The organism is Aerococcus sp. UMB1112A, from assembly GCF_030230715.1.
Taxonomy (GTDB): Bacteria; Bacillota; Bacilli; order Lactobacillales; family Aerococcaceae; genus Aerococcus.
Window position 1 is genome coordinate 1 of sequence record NZ_JASPDS010000015.1, and the last position, 15,750, is coordinate 15,750.

Below are 15,750 nucleotides of genomic sequence, written 5' to 3' on the forward strand. Positions count from 1 at the left end.
TATCTGAAAACAGAAATAGCTCGAAGATAAATCCGTCGATTTACCTTCGAGCTAATCTTAGTATGTTTAGTCGGGTTCGGGCTAGCAGAAATAGCTCCTCTTCACCAAAATCCGTCGAAGTCTTTCAGACTTCTCTGGATTTTGGCTCCAGAGGTCTATTTCTCCCGCTAGCCCTCACACCCTTAATCGTCATCGTCGTCCCAGTCGTCGTCATCCCAATCGTCATCGTCCCAGTCATCGTCATCGTAGGAGGGCTGGGGAGCTGGTGCGGGAGCTCGATAAGGGGCTGGAGCTGGTTGGGGTGCGGGAGCCGGCTGATTAGGCCTGGCTGGTTGCTGGGGCCGCTGAGCGGGTTGGTTTGGTCTCGCTTCGGGCTGGGAAGATGGCCTTGGATTTGCGCCTTGGTCATCCTTGTCTCTAGAATTTTCCTCTTTCTTAGCTTCTTCTTTTTCCTTCTCCTCTTCCTCCTTCTTCTCTTCTTCTTTACGCTTGGCTTCTTCTTCCTCTTTCTTGCGCTGGTCTTCGTTGACCACATGGATGTAGTCGCCATGGCCCTTCAGCCGGTCTTTCTTCTCTTGGTCGGACAAGTCACGGCTCTCCGCCCGCGTCCAAATATCTAAATCATAGTGGTCAATCAGGTAGTCAGCCAGGGACTGGCCTTTATTTTTGGCTGCTTGGTATTCGCTATTTTCAGCCTGGAGGAAGATCAGGTCGCCATCGTAGCCGTTCGCTTCATAGTAATCACGGATCTGCTGGCGGACTTGGTCGGCCTGGTCTTTAGGAAGGCCTGTGCTCGCAACCACCATATTCTGGTCATCCGCCACTTTCACTTGGCCGAGCAACTGGTCGATCTCATCCTTGAGCTGCTCACCGATATACTTGGCGGCTGCTTGTTCCTTGCCACTGGCGTCAGCTAGGGATTGGATGGTCCCCTTACTGTCCACTTCTAGCTGGATACTTGGATTCCGTCCCAAACCTAGGATCTCATCTTCCTGGGACCAATTGCTGGCTACTGTCGCCACACCCACCACTAAGAGGGCCATGGCTGCCACTAGGACGCCCGTCAGCCAAGGCATCTTCTTAGGCTTAGAACGGGCCTTCAGAGGGATTGGGGCCTTAGCACTTAGCTTCTGGTAGCGGTCTTCTTCTGTAATATATACCCGCTGGCCCACTTCTAGGCCATCCTTTAAACGAATGCGGAGGACTTCCCCCGACCGCGACATAGCCAAGGCATAGTCGCTCGTTAGCTCTAAAATTACAACTTTATCATACATCCGGCTCACCCCCTAATCCAATCTAATAAGGCCCGATATTCCTTCACGAAGATCACAATTACCGAAATAATAAAGGTCTTGGACCCCTTGATCACCTTCTCTGTCACGTCAAAGGTCCGGCTCATCTTGCGGATGGGCAGGCGCTTCTTAGTAAAGAGGTGGTCGGTAATGGCTCGCTTCTTACTGGAAGCTTCAGAAATATCAATAGCTCGTTCCCGGGTATCCCGGTGCTTGGGCGACTCATCCGCTAATTGTTCGAGCGTAATCGCAAAATCCTCCAAGTCTCCCTTCCAGGCTTCAATCTCAACCTTCATATCCGTCTGCGACACCGGCCGCTCGTCTACTGGGTCAAATCCTAGTTCCTGCAAGTCGTCCAAGGAAACTTCCTCTTGTCCCCTGCCCTCTCCCTTAAGATGAGTCAGGACCCGGCTCTTTATCACCAACTTGCAGAAAGCCAGGAAGTGCCCCCGTTCTTCATCATAACGTGAAATTGCCTCATCGAAAGCCATCAAAGCCACACTCAAGGCATCATCATTACCGACTTCAACATAGCGTCCCGTTATTTCAGATACGGTCTTAATAATAAAACCAAAATGTTCTTGAATGAGCGCGTTTCGCTCCTCTCGCGTCTCCATCACTTATCCCCTCATTCCTCCATAGTCAGAGCCTCCAGCCCTTAAGACAAGATACAAGACCCCGACAAATTTTAGGGCCTATTTTGCCCTACTATAGCAAAAAAGATCTGTCGAAGCGACTGAAAAGAGTATTTTATCTATAAAGGCGACCAAAATAAAATCTTTTTTTGAAAAAGGGCCCTAAATTTTTAAGCAGCCTTGTATTGTATAGCAAGAGGGCCAGAGCGTTCTCGGGTCTACTCGACCCAAAAATCTTTTTTAAAAAGGGCCCTAAATTTTGGGCGACCCTTGTATTGTATAACAGGAGGGCAAAATAGTCCTCGAATCACTCATTATGACAGAAAAGAAAGGAAATGATCACATGAAATTAGATAAAAAATTACTCATCGCCCTAGGACTAATTGGTGCAGGCAGCCTAGGAGTTGGCGAAACTGTCCAAGCCGATGACTTTGATGACGATTACGAAGACTATGAAGATTACGAAGTTGATGACGACTGGGACGATTACGACACTTATGATGACGGTTATGACGATTACGACGGTTATGACGATAATGATCAGGATGACGACTTAGGCGATGACGATTACGACGATATCTACAACGATTTTGATGATGATGATCAGGATGACTACTTAGACGACGATTACGACGATATTTACGACGATTTTGACGATGATGATCAGGATGACGACTTAGACGATGACGATTACGACGATATTTACGACGATTATGACAATGATGATCAGGATGACGACTTAGACGATGACGATTACGGCGATATCTACGACGGTTATGACGATGATGATCAGGATGACTACTTAGACGATGACGATTACGACGATATTCATGACAGTTATGACAAAGATGACCACGATGATGACCTAGACAATGACAGTTATGACGATATTCATGACGATTTTGACAACAAGCAGGATAAGGCTAAGGAAAGCCGCCCTATCCCTGTTGCAGAAGTTACGCCCCTTGCTAGTGAAGAAACCGTTGATTTAAGCAAGGCTAAGCCGGAATTTAATTTCATTCCAACGGCTGAAGCCAGCACCCAAGAGTCAGCAAGCACTGACGCGAACCAAGATCCAGCTGCAGTAACTACGCCAAATGCTGATGCAGTGACCCTGGCTAACCAGACCACGACTTCGCTCAGCCAGGCTATCAGTAAACATTTCCACGACTTGGTTAACCAGGAGCGGACCCAACAAGGCTTAGCGCCTTTAGCCTATCAAGATAGCTATCAAGCCGCAGCCGACAACCGGACCCAGGAAATTATCGATAGCTTCTCCCATACCCGTCCTAATGGTCAAGCTTTCAATACGGCTAATGGTTTTGAAACAACCGGTTCTTATGTGGGTGAGAATATCCAGCAGACTTATGCAAGCCCAGGCACTTCAGCCGAAGCTATCGCCCAAGAGCTCTTTAACAATTGGAAGAATAGCCCCGGCCACTATGCCAATATGATCGATGCCAATTATAAGAGCCAGTCGCTCGGTCTAGAATTCATCGATAATGGTGACCATACCCTCATCTATTCGGCACAAATTCTTGGCCAATAACCCTTAGTCCCTACTTTCTTCTGTACTTTCTTTTATAATAGGGTTAAGAAAAGCAGTTAAGGGAGGCCAGTCACAGTGACCCAGAAGAAGAAAAAAAGCCAAGCTGCCAAGATCGAAAAGGTTAAGAAGCGTGCTCTTGAAGGAATGCGCCAGCCTTTTCGCCAGAAGTCAGCCGAAGAGATTCAAGTTGAGATGCGGCGCCAGGCCCATTATGGTTTGAAGGTTTATGTCAGCCAATGGGGGGATACCCTCTCCCAGCTCGCCCTGGCTTCAGGTCGGGATGTTGTCGACCTTGTCCACGATAACCAGCTCGACTATCAAGACCGGATAGATACGGGGAGCCTGATCGAGGGCGTCCTGGATGACTTAAACGACAAAGTGGCGGAGGAAGAAAGTCAGGGAACTGATGAGGACATTACTGAAAAAGATCCCCTCCTCGGTCCCGAACTAAGCTTAGCGAGTGAACAACCCAGCTTCCGCTTGAGTCCCGAGCCGGCCCGGGGAATTGCACCTGGCAAAGATGAGGAGAAGACAAGTATGACATATAACTTATTTGATGCAATTAACCAGGAGCGTCAACACCTAGGCCTCCATGCCTTGAAAGAGGCCAGCGACCAAGGCGGCTTTATCCGCGCCTTGAACGACCAAGCTGTTCTCTATAGCTACCAAGACGCTAACCAAGACTTGGTGACGGAAATCAAGGTTCACGTGGAGACGGAGGACGTAACGACTGAGGAAGAAGCGTTAGCGGCAGGCTGGGGGCTCTTAAAAGGCCAGCCCCTGCTCTATCAGCAAGTTACCCAGGCCCTCTACCGCAGCCATTACGCCAGCCTCCAGCCCAATCGTGATGGATACACGCTCATTTATGGTTTAAAAACTTCTGAATAACGGAGAGGGTGCTTTGCAAGTTGCAGGACATCAACTTGCAAACAGACTGGGGATTCGCAAGTAGCTCAACGCCAACTCGCAAAGGAACCGGGAATTCGCAAGTTAGGCATGACCAAATCGCAAAGAAGGCCTCCATTCGCAAGTTAACTCGAAGCTACTTGCTAACGAAGGCTTCCTCTGCAAGTTCACTAATCACCGCTTAAATTCAATAGCGAAACGCCTGCTCACCAGCATCATCCCCAAATTAAAAAAGAGGCTGGGATAAAAGTTCCAACCTCTTTACAAAATTTTTTCAAAACCTGCTCCAAAAGTCAGCTCTGACTCCACTTCGCAAAGGCTGGTCGAGCCTCTAACAAGGCTCTTCCACCCTTTGTTCCAGTGGTTCAGAGCTGAACGACTTTTGGCGCACTCTCTCTATCAAGTCTAAGCCTTTTCGCCCATATCTTTCACTTTGATCATCCGGGTCTTGGTTGACCGTTCGTCTTCTTCGAGCTTGGCTTCGATGTAGTCGATGGTTTCCTGGGTGTCAGGAATCATTCGATACTCGAGGGCGTTTACCCGACGACGGGTACTTTCGATTTCGTCTGCCATGAGCTGGCAGGTTTTTTCGATTTCACTGAGTTCGAGTAGGCGCGGCATCACTTGAGTCATGGTTTCAATCGCTTCGTCCAATTCGCTTGAGGTGTTCAAGTAACCATAGGCAAATTTTTCATTTTCACTTTCTTGCTCTTCGGAGTAATGGAACTGCATCTTAGGGACGTCAACGCTCATGATGTTTTCCTTGTGCATTTCCAAAGAGACTTCTTTGGTTGGAATTGCGACGAGTTCATCAATGAAGGACTGGTTCATCAATGACGACGCAAGGACAAAATTTTGAAGGGCGCCGGAGAGTTGGGCTTCAACTTCCTCGCGCAATTCGTTATTTTGGCGGATCAAATCGATAAACTGACGCATCAGTTCATCCTGCTTATCTTTGAGTAATTTATGTCCGCGTGTCGCTACGTCTAAACTTTTCTTCAGGTTGCGCAATTCCATCCGCGTCGGTTTGACATTTAACGCGTTGGCCATTTAGCATCACGCTCCTTCAGATTCAGTTTCAGCGTCTTCTGGATAGTATTTCTCGATCAGTTTGTCATTAATCCGGGTTAATTCGGACTTAGGCAAGATGGCGAGGAGTTCCCAAGCTAAATCTAAGGTTTCAAAGATGTCACGGTTGGTGTTGAAGCCTTGGTTGACATATTCTTCTTCAAAGCGCTCAGTGAACTTGAGGTAGAGCTTGTCGGTATCAGAAAGGGCAGAGTCCCCGAGTACGACCGCCAATTCCTTAGCTTCCTTACCCTTGGCATAAGCTGAGAACAACTGGTTCATGGTGTTGGCGTGGTCTTCACGTGTCTTACCTTCCCCAGTCCCCTTGTCTTTCAGACGGGAGAGGGATGGCAATACGTTGATTGGTGGCCGAACCCCATTGTTGTAGAGCTCATGGTCTAAGATAATCTGACCTTCTGTAATATAACCGGTCAAGTCAGGGATTGGGTGGGTAATATCGTCTTCCGGCATGGTTAAGATCGGAATCTGAGTTACCGAACCATTAGCCCCGCGGATCCGTCCAGCACGTTCATAAAGGGTTGACAGGTTGGTATAGAGGTAACCTGGATAACCCCGACGACCAGGCACTTCACGGCGGGCAGCGGATACTTCACGCAAGGCCTCGCAGTAGTTGGTCATGTCGGTCATGATAACGAGGACGTGCATATCTTTCTCATAAGCCAGGTATTCCGCAGCTGTTAAGGCAATCTTAGGGGTTGCCAAACGTTCAATGGCTGGGTCATTGGCTAGGTTGATGAACATGACAGAACGATCAATCGCCCCTGTTTCACGGAAGGAATTTTCGAAGAATTGAGCTTCCTCGAAAGTTACCCCCATAGCGGCGAAAACTACCGCAAACTGTTCATCGTCATTGAGCACGCTCGCCTGACGGGCAATCTGAGCAGCTAACTCTTGGTGGGGAAGACCAGAACCCGAGAAGATTGGTAACTTTTGCCCACGGACCAAGGTATTCATATGGTCAATGGTAGAGATACCCGTTTGGATAAATTCATCGGGGTAGTCACGAGCCATAGGGTTAATCGCTGTCCCGTTGATATCACGCATTTCATCTGGGATAATCGCAGGGCCATCATCATTGATGTTGCCCAGTCCGTCAAAGGCCCGACCAATCATGTCTTCGGATACACCGAATTCAAGCGGGCGCCCTTTGAAGCGAACCTTGGTATCACGTAGGTTGACACCTGCCCCGCCCCCATAAATTTGGACAACGGCACGGTCTTCCTGAATTTCTAGGACCTGGCCCACCCGGCTTTCACCGGTTTGCATTTGGATTTCAACCAATTCATCATAGCCGACTCCCTCAACGTCATCGACAATCATCAGAGGGCCGTAGACATCTGTTACGGATTTATATTCTTTTAACATTATTCAGCCCCTCCCTTTTGTACAAGATCACGCATGGCAGGATTAATCTCGTCCTTCAATTGGTCTAATTGGTCGAGGTCATCTTCATGGGTGTATTTCATCCGTGAGATGCGCTCGCGAATGTTTTGCGTCCCCTTCATGATTTCGTCATAGTAAGCGCCGACTTCCATCGCTTCACGCGCTTCGTGCTCGAAGGTTAAGATAATGTCTAGCATCTTGAATTGCTTATCGAAAGATGTGGTCGCATCAACATCATCGAAGGAGTTTTGTTGCAGGTAGGCTTCACGAACCATAGCCGCTACAGCCAAGGTCAAACGGTCACGCTCAGACAAGGAGTCAATCCCGACTAAACGAACAATTTCTTGTAAGCCATCTTCTTCCTGAAGGGTCGACATCGCGCTACCGACCATTTCTTGCCAATTCGTGTCTGTGGCTTCGGAAATTCCTTGAGTCACATCATCAAGATAGAGTGAGTAGGAGTCTAACCAGTTAATGGCTGGGAAGTGACGTTGTTGGGATAGGCTGGAATCCAGACCCCAGTATACCTTCACCACACGGAGGGTATTCTGAGTAACTGGTTCAGAAGTATCCCCGCCTGGAGGTGACACCGCACCGATAGCTGTAACAGCACCTGTCCGGCCTTCGCTCCCTTGAACTTCAACAATCCCGGCACGTTCATAGTATTCAGCAATCCGTGAACCTAGGTAAGCTGGATAACCTTCGTCCCCTGGCATTTCTTCCAGACGACCAGACATTTCACGGAGCGCTTCGGCCCAACGTGAGGTTGAGTCGGCCATGATAGCGACAGAATAGCCCATGTCACGGAAGTATTCCGCAATGGTAATCCCGGTATAGATTGAGGCTTCACGCGCCGCAACCGGCATATTGGAGGTATTGGCAATCAATACGGTTCGTTCCATGATAGACTTGCCGGTATTGGGGTCGATCAATTCTGGGAATTCGTTAACAACGTCCGTCATCTCATTCCCACGTTCCCCACAACCAACATACACTACGACATCCGCATCTGCGAATTTTGCGATTTGGTGTTGGAGAACTGTCTTACCAGCACCGAAAGGCCCTGGGATGGCAGCGGCGCCCCCCTTAGTAATAGGGAAGAAGGTATCGACTACCCGCTGGCCGGTGGTCATAATGCTATCTGGTAATAATTTCTTCTTGAATGGACGGCCGATACGAACTGGCCATCTTTGAGAGAGGCCATAGCTCTTCTCTTCACCGTGCTCATCACGGATGACATAGACCGTATCATCTAAATCGTATTCGCCAGAAGCAATCTTAGCAATTGTTCCTTTGACCCCATTTTGAACCATGATCCGGTGTTCAATCACTTCACCTTCTTGGACGGTCCCGACGATGTCACCAGCTTCAACGCTGTCACCTTCTTGGACAGTGGCTTCGAAATGCCATTTGTTCTCACGGTCAAGTGGGTCAACATGGGCCCCACGTACCAAGTAATTGGAGCCTGTTTCTTCCATAAAGTCTTCGAGTGGGCGTTGGATCCCATCGAACATACGTGTTAAAAGTCCTGGACCGAGTTCTACTGATAAGAGCTCCCCGGTTGGGCGCACTTCTTCTCCTGGGGTTAAACCAGAAGTTTCTTCATAAACCTGGATAGACGCAACATCACCGTGCATTTCGATGATTTCGCCCATGAGGTTCAAGTCGCCAACGTAGCAGATTTCCTGAACGGCAGCGTCTTCCATGCCGGAGGCTTTAATCAGTGGACCAGAAACTTCTACTATTTTCCCTGATTTCAAATCTTTTCCTCCCTCTAATGGTTGTTTCACTGAGATGGCTGGACTTAGAGGATATTCTGTCCGACAGCCTTCTCAACATTATCTTGGACACGTTTCTTCCCAATGCCGAGACTTCCCTTGTGTGAAGGAATTAAAATCACAGCAGGTACGACTTGGGTGTCGTAATGGGAAATGGTGTCTGGTATCTGTTCAGCGATCGTTTCGGTAAGATAGATGATACCGTATTCGCTCTTTGCTAATTCATCGACTTGCTTACGGGCTTCCTGGCCGTCGTTAACGGGGAAAGCATCGAAGCCGATCAATTGAAAAGGAATCACGACATCTTTTTCACCGACGACTGCAATTTTATGAGCCATAGATAGGTCGCATCCTTTCCTTAATTGCTTGTTCGTCTAAGTCATTGGCCTTGCCGACTAAGATCAAACGGATATTAGTAATTTCATTCTCTTTGAAATACAAGTAAGCTAGGGCTGGTAGGGGGCCGAATGCCTCCAATTGGGCCAGCTTCATTTCTTCTGCTTCAGTTTCTTCAATCCGACCTTCTAATTCCACGACACTGGTGCTGCCATCTTCATGCAAGGCATTAGCTAAGTTCCCCCCGTAGATGAGGGACTTGTAGGCCTGGGCAATGGCCGCGTGATTGTGGGAGACCGCATAGTTGATAATTTCATCGCTATCTAGGGTCCCCTTGTCACTTAAGACTGCCCGCATAAAGCCCTTAGACCGCCCTTGCTGGATGGCCCGAACGAGCATAGACAGGTTGGCAAAGTCAATCGTCATATCGGCCAGTCGGTCCACACCTGGATCATCGATTTCATCCGCTAATTCCCGCATATTATCGAGATAGGCAGAATCTAAGATGATCGAGATGGCATCGTAAGAATGGTAATTCTCAAAATTCTCGCGCACATCGCGGATGCCTTGGATCATGGATTGGTCGAAACCCTCGCCATCTCCGGTACGCACTGCCCGGCGCAAGCTTTCAATGCTGTGCCGGCCAATGGGGAGGTAGATATCCGAGAAGTCACGCTCTGCATACCACTCCTTGAAGAGAACCTTCAAATTATGGTATTCGTAGCGCAAGGCGTAGAAGTCAACCACACGTGGATCTGGTGTGCTTGCGTAGAGGTCATTATAGGCCCGACGCAAGTCCGCCATTAAGAAAGCGTCGAAGTCTCTTGTTTCTTCAATGTCCTCTGGTAAGTTGTAGTCCGTCTTACGCAAGACATTGAGCGCCTCGCTTAAAGAAGTTGCCTGTAACATGGCGTTGTAATCCGACGCTTGCAAAAGACTGGTCTCTTGGACGCGGACGGAAACATTCAACCCAGCATATGCTGTATTTTCCATTTCGACAACTCCTTTCTAATTAAATGCGCGTTTGGAAATTTCGGCAGAAAGAGCTTCCTCTTGTTCCTCGATCAGTTGGTCAAAAGTAAAGTTATAGTCCATCCCCTCTTGGGAGAGAATGAAGCCGCCTTGACCGCGTAAGTTTTGGTCAGCGCGCTTCAAGTTCGGATAGTCTCCTTGAAGTTGGGCTAAACCTTGGTCGGTCAATTGTTTTTCTGATTTCGAGCCAAGCTGTAAGACAGTCGCTTGGTCTGTATTTAATTGTGATAGAGCACCTTTGACAAATTCGATAAACTCATTTTCTGGAAGTTCCGTCAATCTTGTCACAGCTTCGGTATAAACCGTTTGGATCAAGTCTTGCTTCTTGGCTAAGACTTGGTTGCGCATTTGGTTGTTGTAACCTTGCTTCTTGCGGTCCAGTTCGCGCGCCGCCTGGTCTTTTAGGGACGCCTTCTTATCTTCAGCATCTTTTTGGATGCGCTTCTCACGAGCGGCTGTGTCTTGCTCAAGCTTTTCTTTGCCCGATTTGAACTTGGCATCTTCCTCCTGGCTAATCTTAGCGAGGACATCCTGAGTTAAATTTTGAATGGTTGCCATACAGTGCCTCCTTTCCTCTATATATTATCTATTGGTTGATCATGCCGCTGGAGTATGCTCCAGCTAGGCACTAGGCTGCGAGAGCTGGCCTAGGCCAGCTCTGACTTTGGTCACACTCTCTGATTAGCCTTGGATTTGTAGAACTAGGAGTAGAGACATAACGAAAGCTAAGATTGCGTAGGTTTCCACCATAACGGCGTAAACAATTGCGTTAGAGACGTTTTCTGGGCGTTTCGCTAAGATTTGCATACCTGCAGCAGCAGTTTGACCTTGGTATTTAGCTGAGATCCAACCAACAATCCCGATAGGAAGAGCGGCCATTAAATAGAGAAAGCCTTGTTGTAAGCTTAATTCATTCCCTAATTGTAAGTAAATCATGAAACCAACCACGAAGCCGTATAAACCTTGGGTACCAGGTAGGAGCTGTAAGATCAGTGATTGGGCGAATTTTTCAGGTTGGTCTTTCACTAGGGCGGCAGCGGATTGACCGGCTTCACCAACACCGCGGGCAGACCCCATACCTGAGAACATTACGGCAACTGCTACGCCTAGCATAGCGAAGATTGCGCCACCATTTTCAACAAAAAAGCTTATCCAGTTTTCCATTACTATACCTCCGTATTATATATTGTGTCTATTTGTCAGAGTTATTTAAACGTACATATTTCTCTAGGGTATTGATTGGGCTGAAGGCCCGGCCGTCCCCTTCATAGAACTTACCGAAGAATTCTACGAAGATCAAACGCAAACCGTGAACGTAACCACTCAGAACTGAGAGGAACAAGTTAAAGGATTGCAAGGCGATAATCAATACGATCCCAATCGTGAAACGAATTGGGGCTGGGAAGAAGCCAACAAGCATGTTGAAGGCCATGGCGATGGATCCCCCAGAGATCCCCAGCGCCATCAGACGAGTATAGGAAACTAGGTCCCCAACATAGCCTGAAATCCCATAGATATTGTAGAGACCTAGCCCAGCTGCCAGGAGCTTCTTATCTTGGAAGATAACAGGGACAATAATCATTCCGGCAAAGCCGATAATGGAAACCCATTTCCCAATGGTTCCAACTTCTGGCATCCCAGCCATAGCACCGATCCCCCAGGCACCTAGGCCAAGTAGGATCAGGATCCAACCTAAGCCATCGCTGTAGGCTGATTCCATATTGCCCCGGCGCACTTCAAGATAGATCTTAATGCAGAGGGCAACTAAGATATGAATCAAACCGATCACAACAGAGGCTGCCATGATCAAGATCGCATCGCCTGTTGGATCGACAATCCCTGTTGGAATCGACTCCCCAAAGAAGGAACCGTAGAGCAGACCCACGAGCATGGTGGGGTAGGATAGGTAATGGCCGAATTTGACCATGTTTCCTGCACTCCCATGCAGGTCCATCATCTTCATGGCGACTAGGGTACCTAACCAAAGTACCAAGCCGTAACCGAGGTCCCCCATCATCATCCCGAAGAAGAGTAAGTAGAAGGGGGTAATAAATGGTGTCGGGTCAATCTCCCGGTAGTTGGGTACCCCGTACATTTCGGTAATCATTTCAAAGGGCGCGTTCAGGGCATTATTCTTAAGTTTTGTGGGGACTTCGTTATTGTCGATCGCTTCTTCTGTAATCTCTTCTTCCACGACAACAAAGTTATCTGCCCCAATACTGGCTTCCAGTTTCTGGATGAGCGCGTCATAGTCCTCTTCGTCAGTCCAACCACTCAGTAAGATTAAATAATCATTATCATAAGTCAATTGGACAGCCAAGGCATGTTGTGAGCGGTTATAGGTCTCTTCAGCGACTTGTTCCACTAAAGGAATCTTAGCTTCTAGAGTCTGGAGCGCCTGCACCACTTCTTCCTCTTCCTTGATAAGTGACTTACGCTTGTCTTCCAAGTTCTGGAAGGCTGTTTCTGGACCTTCTTCATAAGGATAATCGAAAGGCTGGAAGTGGTATTGAGCCAGTCTCCCCTGGAAGTCTTCAGCTTGAGACTTGCGGGTCACAGCTACCACCCCAATTTCGTCCTCATTGGAGAAGGCTTCTAATAAGGAAATATCCTCATCTTTTGTATCTTCCTTAAGGGCATGCCACTGGCTGCTTGAGCTATCGTTAGGGACAGTCCCCAAGGAAACGGCAAAGTGGTCCAGTTGATAAAGCTCGGCTGGGTTCACATCCAAGCTCCGCCAGTTAGAAACAGCAGTCTGTTCATCTTCCACTGTTTCCCGGGTGGAGATAATGTTTTCCCGTTGATTGTAGAGTTTTTCGACCTCTTCAATTAAAGCCTGGCCTTGGTCCAGGTCCACTTCTTGGTGGAGACCTTCTAGACTAAAGACAGGACGCTTATGGGTGAGCTTCTCCATCATGGACCGATCTTTAGCATAACGGGATAGGATCACTAAAGCCCGCTCTGCTCTTTGGTAGAGATCATCATATTGGACATAGTCTTCAGATTTCACTTGTGCCGCATCAACCGCATCTTCAGCATCTTCCCTAGGCAGGGCCGACACTTCGACACTCTGCAAGGCCTGTAAGTTTCTCACCAGGTCTTCCTTTAGTGCAGGTTTCGATACAATCGACAACTTCTTCATTTTAGCTATTGCCATATGATTTTCTCACCTCCTCAACAACATATGCGACCAAATCCTCTTTGTTCTCGTCAAATTTTTGACCGAGGCCTTGAATTTGGCCCTGATTTTCTTCATCTGCTTGTGCTTGGTATTCGGCATAGGCTTGATCAAGTTCGGCCTTCTTGTTGGCCTTGAAATCAGCCACTTCAGCATCTTTTTCTTCTGTTAGCGCTTTTAATTTTGCTCGATATTCGTGACGTAATTGCTCTAACTTGGCTTCAAAATCTGCCTTAATGCCCTTAGCTTTTGCTTCTGCATCAACAACCTGTTGAATCGTTTGGTTCGCCAATCGCTCCACCCCCCTTATAAGAATCATTATACCTTATCTTCTACTACTAAGCATAGCCTGACAACAACTAGCCGCTCTTTTAAGAATAATTAGTGCAAGTTGTTTTCTTCCTTTCGAGGCTTCCGTGACGCCCGCTTACGCTGCTTACGCAATTCTCTAAAAAAAGACGTCAACATCTCGCTGCAGGCTCTTCCTAAGAGGCCGCTGGTCACTTCAACTTGGTGGTTAAAGCGCTCATCAGTGACAAGGTTCATCAAAGAACCTACTGTGCCGCCCTTGGGATCATATGCCCCGAAATAAAGATGTCGAATCCGCGATAGAATAATTGCCCCGCTACACATTGGACAAGGTTCTAAAGTGACATACATATCACAATCCATCAGTCGCCAATTATCCAAATAAGCGTTGGCTTCACGAATGGCCTGCATCTCCGCATGGCTCGTAGCATCATTGGACTGCTCGCGCAAGTTATAGCCGCGTCCAATCACTTGGCCATCTTTAACAACAATCGCACCAATCGGCACCTCGCCTAAAGCTTCCGCCTTCTTGGCTTCCGCTATGGCCAAACGCATAAAGTCTTCATGCTGCAAACAACCACCTCAAATTCGGAATAATCAAGCAGAGCCAGCATGAAAAGTTTCTGCTTGGCTCTCAATTTGGAAGGGGCTATTCGCCTTCCATAGATTTCAAAAGATATGTTCCCACAATTATTACTTTACGATAATCTAAGCCATTGGTCAAATTATTTCTTTCTCAAAAAACGATATTTTATCGTCTTTAAAGCCCTTCCAGAAAATAAAAGCAGCCCCTGACCCAAAGTTCAGAGGCCGTCATATAATAGGAAAGTTTCGACTTCTTCTGCTTCCTCAGATGATTTATTTGAGCCGACAAGTCTTGCAAAGAACTTAAAGATTCTTTACTTTTCATTTCTAAAAAACTAATTTTTGTATTTATTAACCGAGACTGTGACAAACATCGCTTAGGCCTGGACTTTTGTCTCACCCATTGATTAACCACTTCAATCATCAATCCCGGGACTGGCTTGGTAGCTGTGCTTGGCTTGGGGCCAGTTCAATCCCACATGGTCCTTAACTGCAGCATAGGCCTGGTCGATCCGGTCTCGGACAGCTGGATCAACTTGGTCGCGGTAAGGCCCGCCAGCTACGAAATCATCGAGGATATAAGTTTGATAGAGGTATTGCTTGCGATTAAAGGTCTGGGAATAGGTCCCCAGGTCTTCCCGAGCGACCCAACTCGGCCGAGCTTGGACCTCCTTGATCCGGGTCTTGTCCCCCTTCTTCTCAAAAGTCAGATCCATCAAGACCCCGCGCTCGGTCCAAATATTACCCTCCATGGTTTCCGCGCGCTGGTTGGAGAGGAAGTTACCCATGGAATAAATAATCAGCTTCTTATCCCCTCCACGGTCGATCACTTCAGCAGGTTCAATGACATGGGGATGGCCACCCAAGACCACATCCGCTCCCCAGGCCACCATCTTATGGTAGCAATCAATTTGTTCCTGGGTTGGTTCCAAGGCATACTCCACTCCCATCTGAGGCATGACGACGGTCACATCTGCTACTTTCTCAGCACGCTCGATTTCTTGACGCATCTTCTCTTCGTCGAGGTCAGAGAGGCAAGAGGCATAGTCGCTAGGGCTCAGGCCCGCCTCCAGCCCATTGAAGCCGTAAGCATAGGCAAGAAGAGCAATCTTGATCCCATTGACTTCCTTGACCAAGATATCGGCATCCTGGCGGGACGTCTCCGGATAGACCCCCAGAGGCGTCATGCCCCGCTGGCTGAAGCTAGCTGCCGTTGAGCGGAGTCCTTCGAGTCCCGAATCTAAGATATGGTTATGGGCCAGGTCCACCACATCATAGCCCGTATCCGCCATGGCATCAGCCACCTCTTTAGGGGCATTGAAGAGCGGGTAGCCGACCAGGGGCTTGCTGGGATCGATCGTCCCTTCAAAGTCCGCCAGACTGAGATCAGCCTGCTGAATCCAGGGTTTAACATAAGTAAAATTGGGATGGAAGTCGAAAGAGCCGTCGACCTGGGCAGCGCTAGCAAAGATCGGGTCATGGTAGAGCAAGTCGCCATGGGCCATGATGCGCGCTTCATGGACGGTCTCTGCTTGCGGCTTAGTCAGAGGACTTGAAGCACCCTGGCAACCCGCTAAAGCCAATAGGGCAAGCGTTAAGGCGCTGCGAATAAATTGATGCTGGATAGTTTTCATCACTTTCTCCTTTAAAGCTTGTTTAAGCAAAGAAAAAAGCCGCT

The 15,750-nt window shown here is 48.2% G+C and carries 15 protein-coding genes; 2 read left to right on the forward strand and 13 right to left on the reverse strand.

The window, feature by feature from the left end:
- Window positions 1-182: 182 nt before the first annotated feature.
- Both QP860_RS08155 and QP860_RS08160 read right to left on the reverse strand, forming a co-directional pair.
- Complete coding sequence (locus QP860_RS08155; RefSeq protein WP_070620079.1) at window positions 183-1,274, reverse strand: anti-sigma factor domain-containing protein; 1,092 nt, start codon at window positions 1,272-1,274, stop codon at window positions 183-185.
- A 5-nt stretch (window positions 1,275-1,279) separates the two neighbouring features.
- Window positions 1,280-1,912 carry a sigma factor gene (locus QP860_RS08160; protein WP_141744617.1) on the reverse strand — a complete coding sequence of 211 codons (633 nt, stop codon included), beginning with the start codon at window positions 1,910-1,912 and terminating at the stop codon, window positions 1,280-1,282.
- Window positions 1,913-2,270: 358 nt separating this feature from the next.
- On the opposite strand from QP860_RS08160, the gene QP860_RS08165 reads away from it, so the two are divergent.
- Together QP860_RS08165 and QP860_RS08170 are read left to right on the forward strand one after the other, a co-directional pair.
- Complete coding sequence (locus tag QP860_RS08165; protein ID WP_284912541.1) at window positions 2,271-3,476, forward strand: CAP domain-containing protein; 1,206 nt, start codon at window positions 2,271-2,273, stop codon at window positions 3,474-3,476.
- A 75-nt stretch (window positions 3,477-3,551) separates the two neighbouring features.
- The gene (locus tag QP860_RS08170; RefSeq protein WP_070620088.1) at window positions 3,552-4,364 is read left to right on the forward strand and encodes a hypothetical protein; all 813 of its coding nucleotides are present in this window, start codon (window positions 3,552-3,554) and stop codon (window positions 4,362-4,364) included.
- 423 nt (window positions 4,365-4,787) lie between these two features.
- Here QP860_RS08170 and QP860_RS08175 read toward each other — a convergent pair whose 3' ends face one another.
- The 11 genes from QP860_RS08175 to QP860_RS08225 form a co-directional block, all read right to left on the reverse strand.
- Window positions 4,788-5,432, reverse strand: coding sequence for a V-type ATP synthase subunit D (locus QP860_RS08175; protein WP_070620091.1), 645 nt, complete (start codon window positions 5,430-5,432; stop codon window positions 4,788-4,790).
- Window positions 5,433-5,438: 6 nt separating this feature from the next.
- Window positions 5,439-6,836 carry a V-type ATP synthase subunit B gene (locus tag QP860_RS08180; RefSeq protein ID WP_070620094.1) on the reverse strand — a complete coding sequence of 466 codons (1,398 nt, stop codon included), beginning with the start codon at window positions 6,834-6,836 and terminating at the stop codon, window positions 5,439-5,441.
- Complete coding sequence (locus QP860_RS08185; RefSeq protein ID WP_070620097.1) at window positions 6,836-8,614, reverse strand: V-type ATP synthase subunit A; 1,779 nt, start codon at window positions 8,612-8,614, stop codon at window positions 6,836-6,838. Before QP860_RS08185 ends, QP860_RS08180 begins: the two co-directional genes overlap by 1 nt.
- Window positions 8,615-8,658: 44 nt before the next feature.
- Window positions 8,659-8,970, reverse strand: coding sequence for a V-type ATP synthase subunit F (locus tag QP860_RS08190; RefSeq protein WP_070620100.1), 312 nt, complete (start codon window positions 8,968-8,970; stop codon window positions 8,659-8,661).
- Window positions 8,960-9,961, reverse strand: a complete 1,002-nt coding sequence (locus tag QP860_RS08195) for a V-type ATPase subunit (protein ID WP_284910346.1) — start codon at window positions 9,959-9,961, stop codon at window positions 8,960-8,962. The genes QP860_RS08190 and QP860_RS08195 overlap by 11 nt, the downstream gene beginning before the upstream one ends.
- A gap of 15 nt (window positions 9,962-9,976) precedes the next feature.
- A complete protein-coding gene (locus QP860_RS08200) occupies window positions 9,977-10,558 on the reverse strand; it encodes a V-type ATP synthase subunit E (RefSeq protein WP_070620106.1) in 582 nt (193 codons plus the stop codon).
- A gap of 123 nt (window positions 10,559-10,681) precedes the next feature.
- Entirely contained in the window at window positions 10,682-11,164 is a 483-nt protein-coding gene (locus QP860_RS08205) for a V-type ATP synthase subunit K (protein WP_070620109.1), read from the reverse strand.
- Between the two features lie 28 nt (window positions 11,165-11,192).
- Window positions 11,193-13,157, reverse strand: coding sequence for a V-type ATP synthase subunit I (locus QP860_RS08210; RefSeq protein ID WP_070620111.1), 1,965 nt, complete (start codon window positions 13,155-13,157; stop codon window positions 11,193-11,195).
- Window positions 13,144-13,470, reverse strand: coding sequence for a hypothetical protein (locus QP860_RS08215; RefSeq protein WP_067974142.1), 327 nt, complete (start codon window positions 13,468-13,470; stop codon window positions 13,144-13,146). The genes QP860_RS08210 and QP860_RS08215 overlap by 14 nt, the downstream gene beginning before the upstream one ends.
- Window positions 13,471-13,559: 89 nt before the next feature.
- Window positions 13,560-14,060 carry a tRNA adenosine(34) deaminase TadA gene (gene tadA / locus QP860_RS08220; RefSeq protein WP_256374741.1) on the reverse strand — a complete coding sequence of 167 codons (501 nt, stop codon included), beginning with the start codon at window positions 14,058-14,060 and terminating at the stop codon, window positions 13,560-13,562.
- 428 nt (window positions 14,061-14,488) lie between these two features.
- The gene (locus QP860_RS08225; RefSeq protein WP_070817383.1) at window positions 14,489-15,706 is read right to left on the reverse strand and encodes a CapA family protein; all 1,218 of its coding nucleotides are present in this window, start codon (window positions 15,704-15,706) and stop codon (window positions 14,489-14,491) included.
- Window positions 15,707-15,750: the final 44 nt, after the last annotated feature.

What these genes read in the sequence shown, in the direction of transcription:
- QP860_RS08155 (WP_070620079.1), bottom strand. Translation starts at nt 1,274, where the DNA reads ATGTATGATAAAGTTGTAATTTTAGAGCTAACGAGCGACTATGCCTTG.
- QP860_RS08165 (WP_284912541.1), top strand. Translation starts at nt 2,271, where the DNA reads ATGAAATTAGATAAAAAATTACTCATCGCCCTAGGACTAATTGGTGCA.
- QP860_RS08175 (WP_070620091.1), bottom strand. Translation starts at nt 5,432, where the DNA reads ATGGCCAACGCGTTAAATGTCAAACCGACGCGGATGGAATTGCGCAAC.
- QP860_RS08180 (WP_070620094.1), bottom strand. Translation starts at nt 6,836, where the DNA reads ATGTTAAAAGAATATAAATCCGTAACAGATGTCTACGGCCCTCTGATG.
- QP860_RS08190 (WP_070620100.1), bottom strand. Translation starts at nt 8,970, where the DNA reads ATGGCTCATAAAATTGCAGTCGTCGGTGAAAAAGATGTCGTGATTCCT.
- QP860_RS08195 (WP_284910346.1), bottom strand. Translation starts at nt 9,961, where the DNA reads ATGGAAAATACAGCATATGCTGGGTTGAATGTTTCCGTCCGCGTCCAA.
- QP860_RS08200 (WP_070620106.1), bottom strand. Translation starts at nt 10,558, where the DNA reads ATGGCAACCATTCAAAATTTAACTCAGGATGTCCTCGCTAAGATTAGC.
- QP860_RS08205 (WP_070620109.1), bottom strand. Translation starts at nt 11,164, where the DNA reads ATGGAAAACTGGATAAGCTTTTTTGTTGAAAATGGTGGCGCAATCTTC.
- QP860_RS08210 (WP_070620111.1), bottom strand. Translation starts at nt 13,157, where the DNA reads ATGGCAATAGCTAAAATGAAGAAGTTGTCGATTGTATCGAAACCTGCA.
- QP860_RS08225 (WP_070817383.1), bottom strand. Translation starts at nt 15,706, where the DNA reads ATGAAAACTATCCAGCATCAATTTATTCGCAGCGCCTTAACGCTTGCC.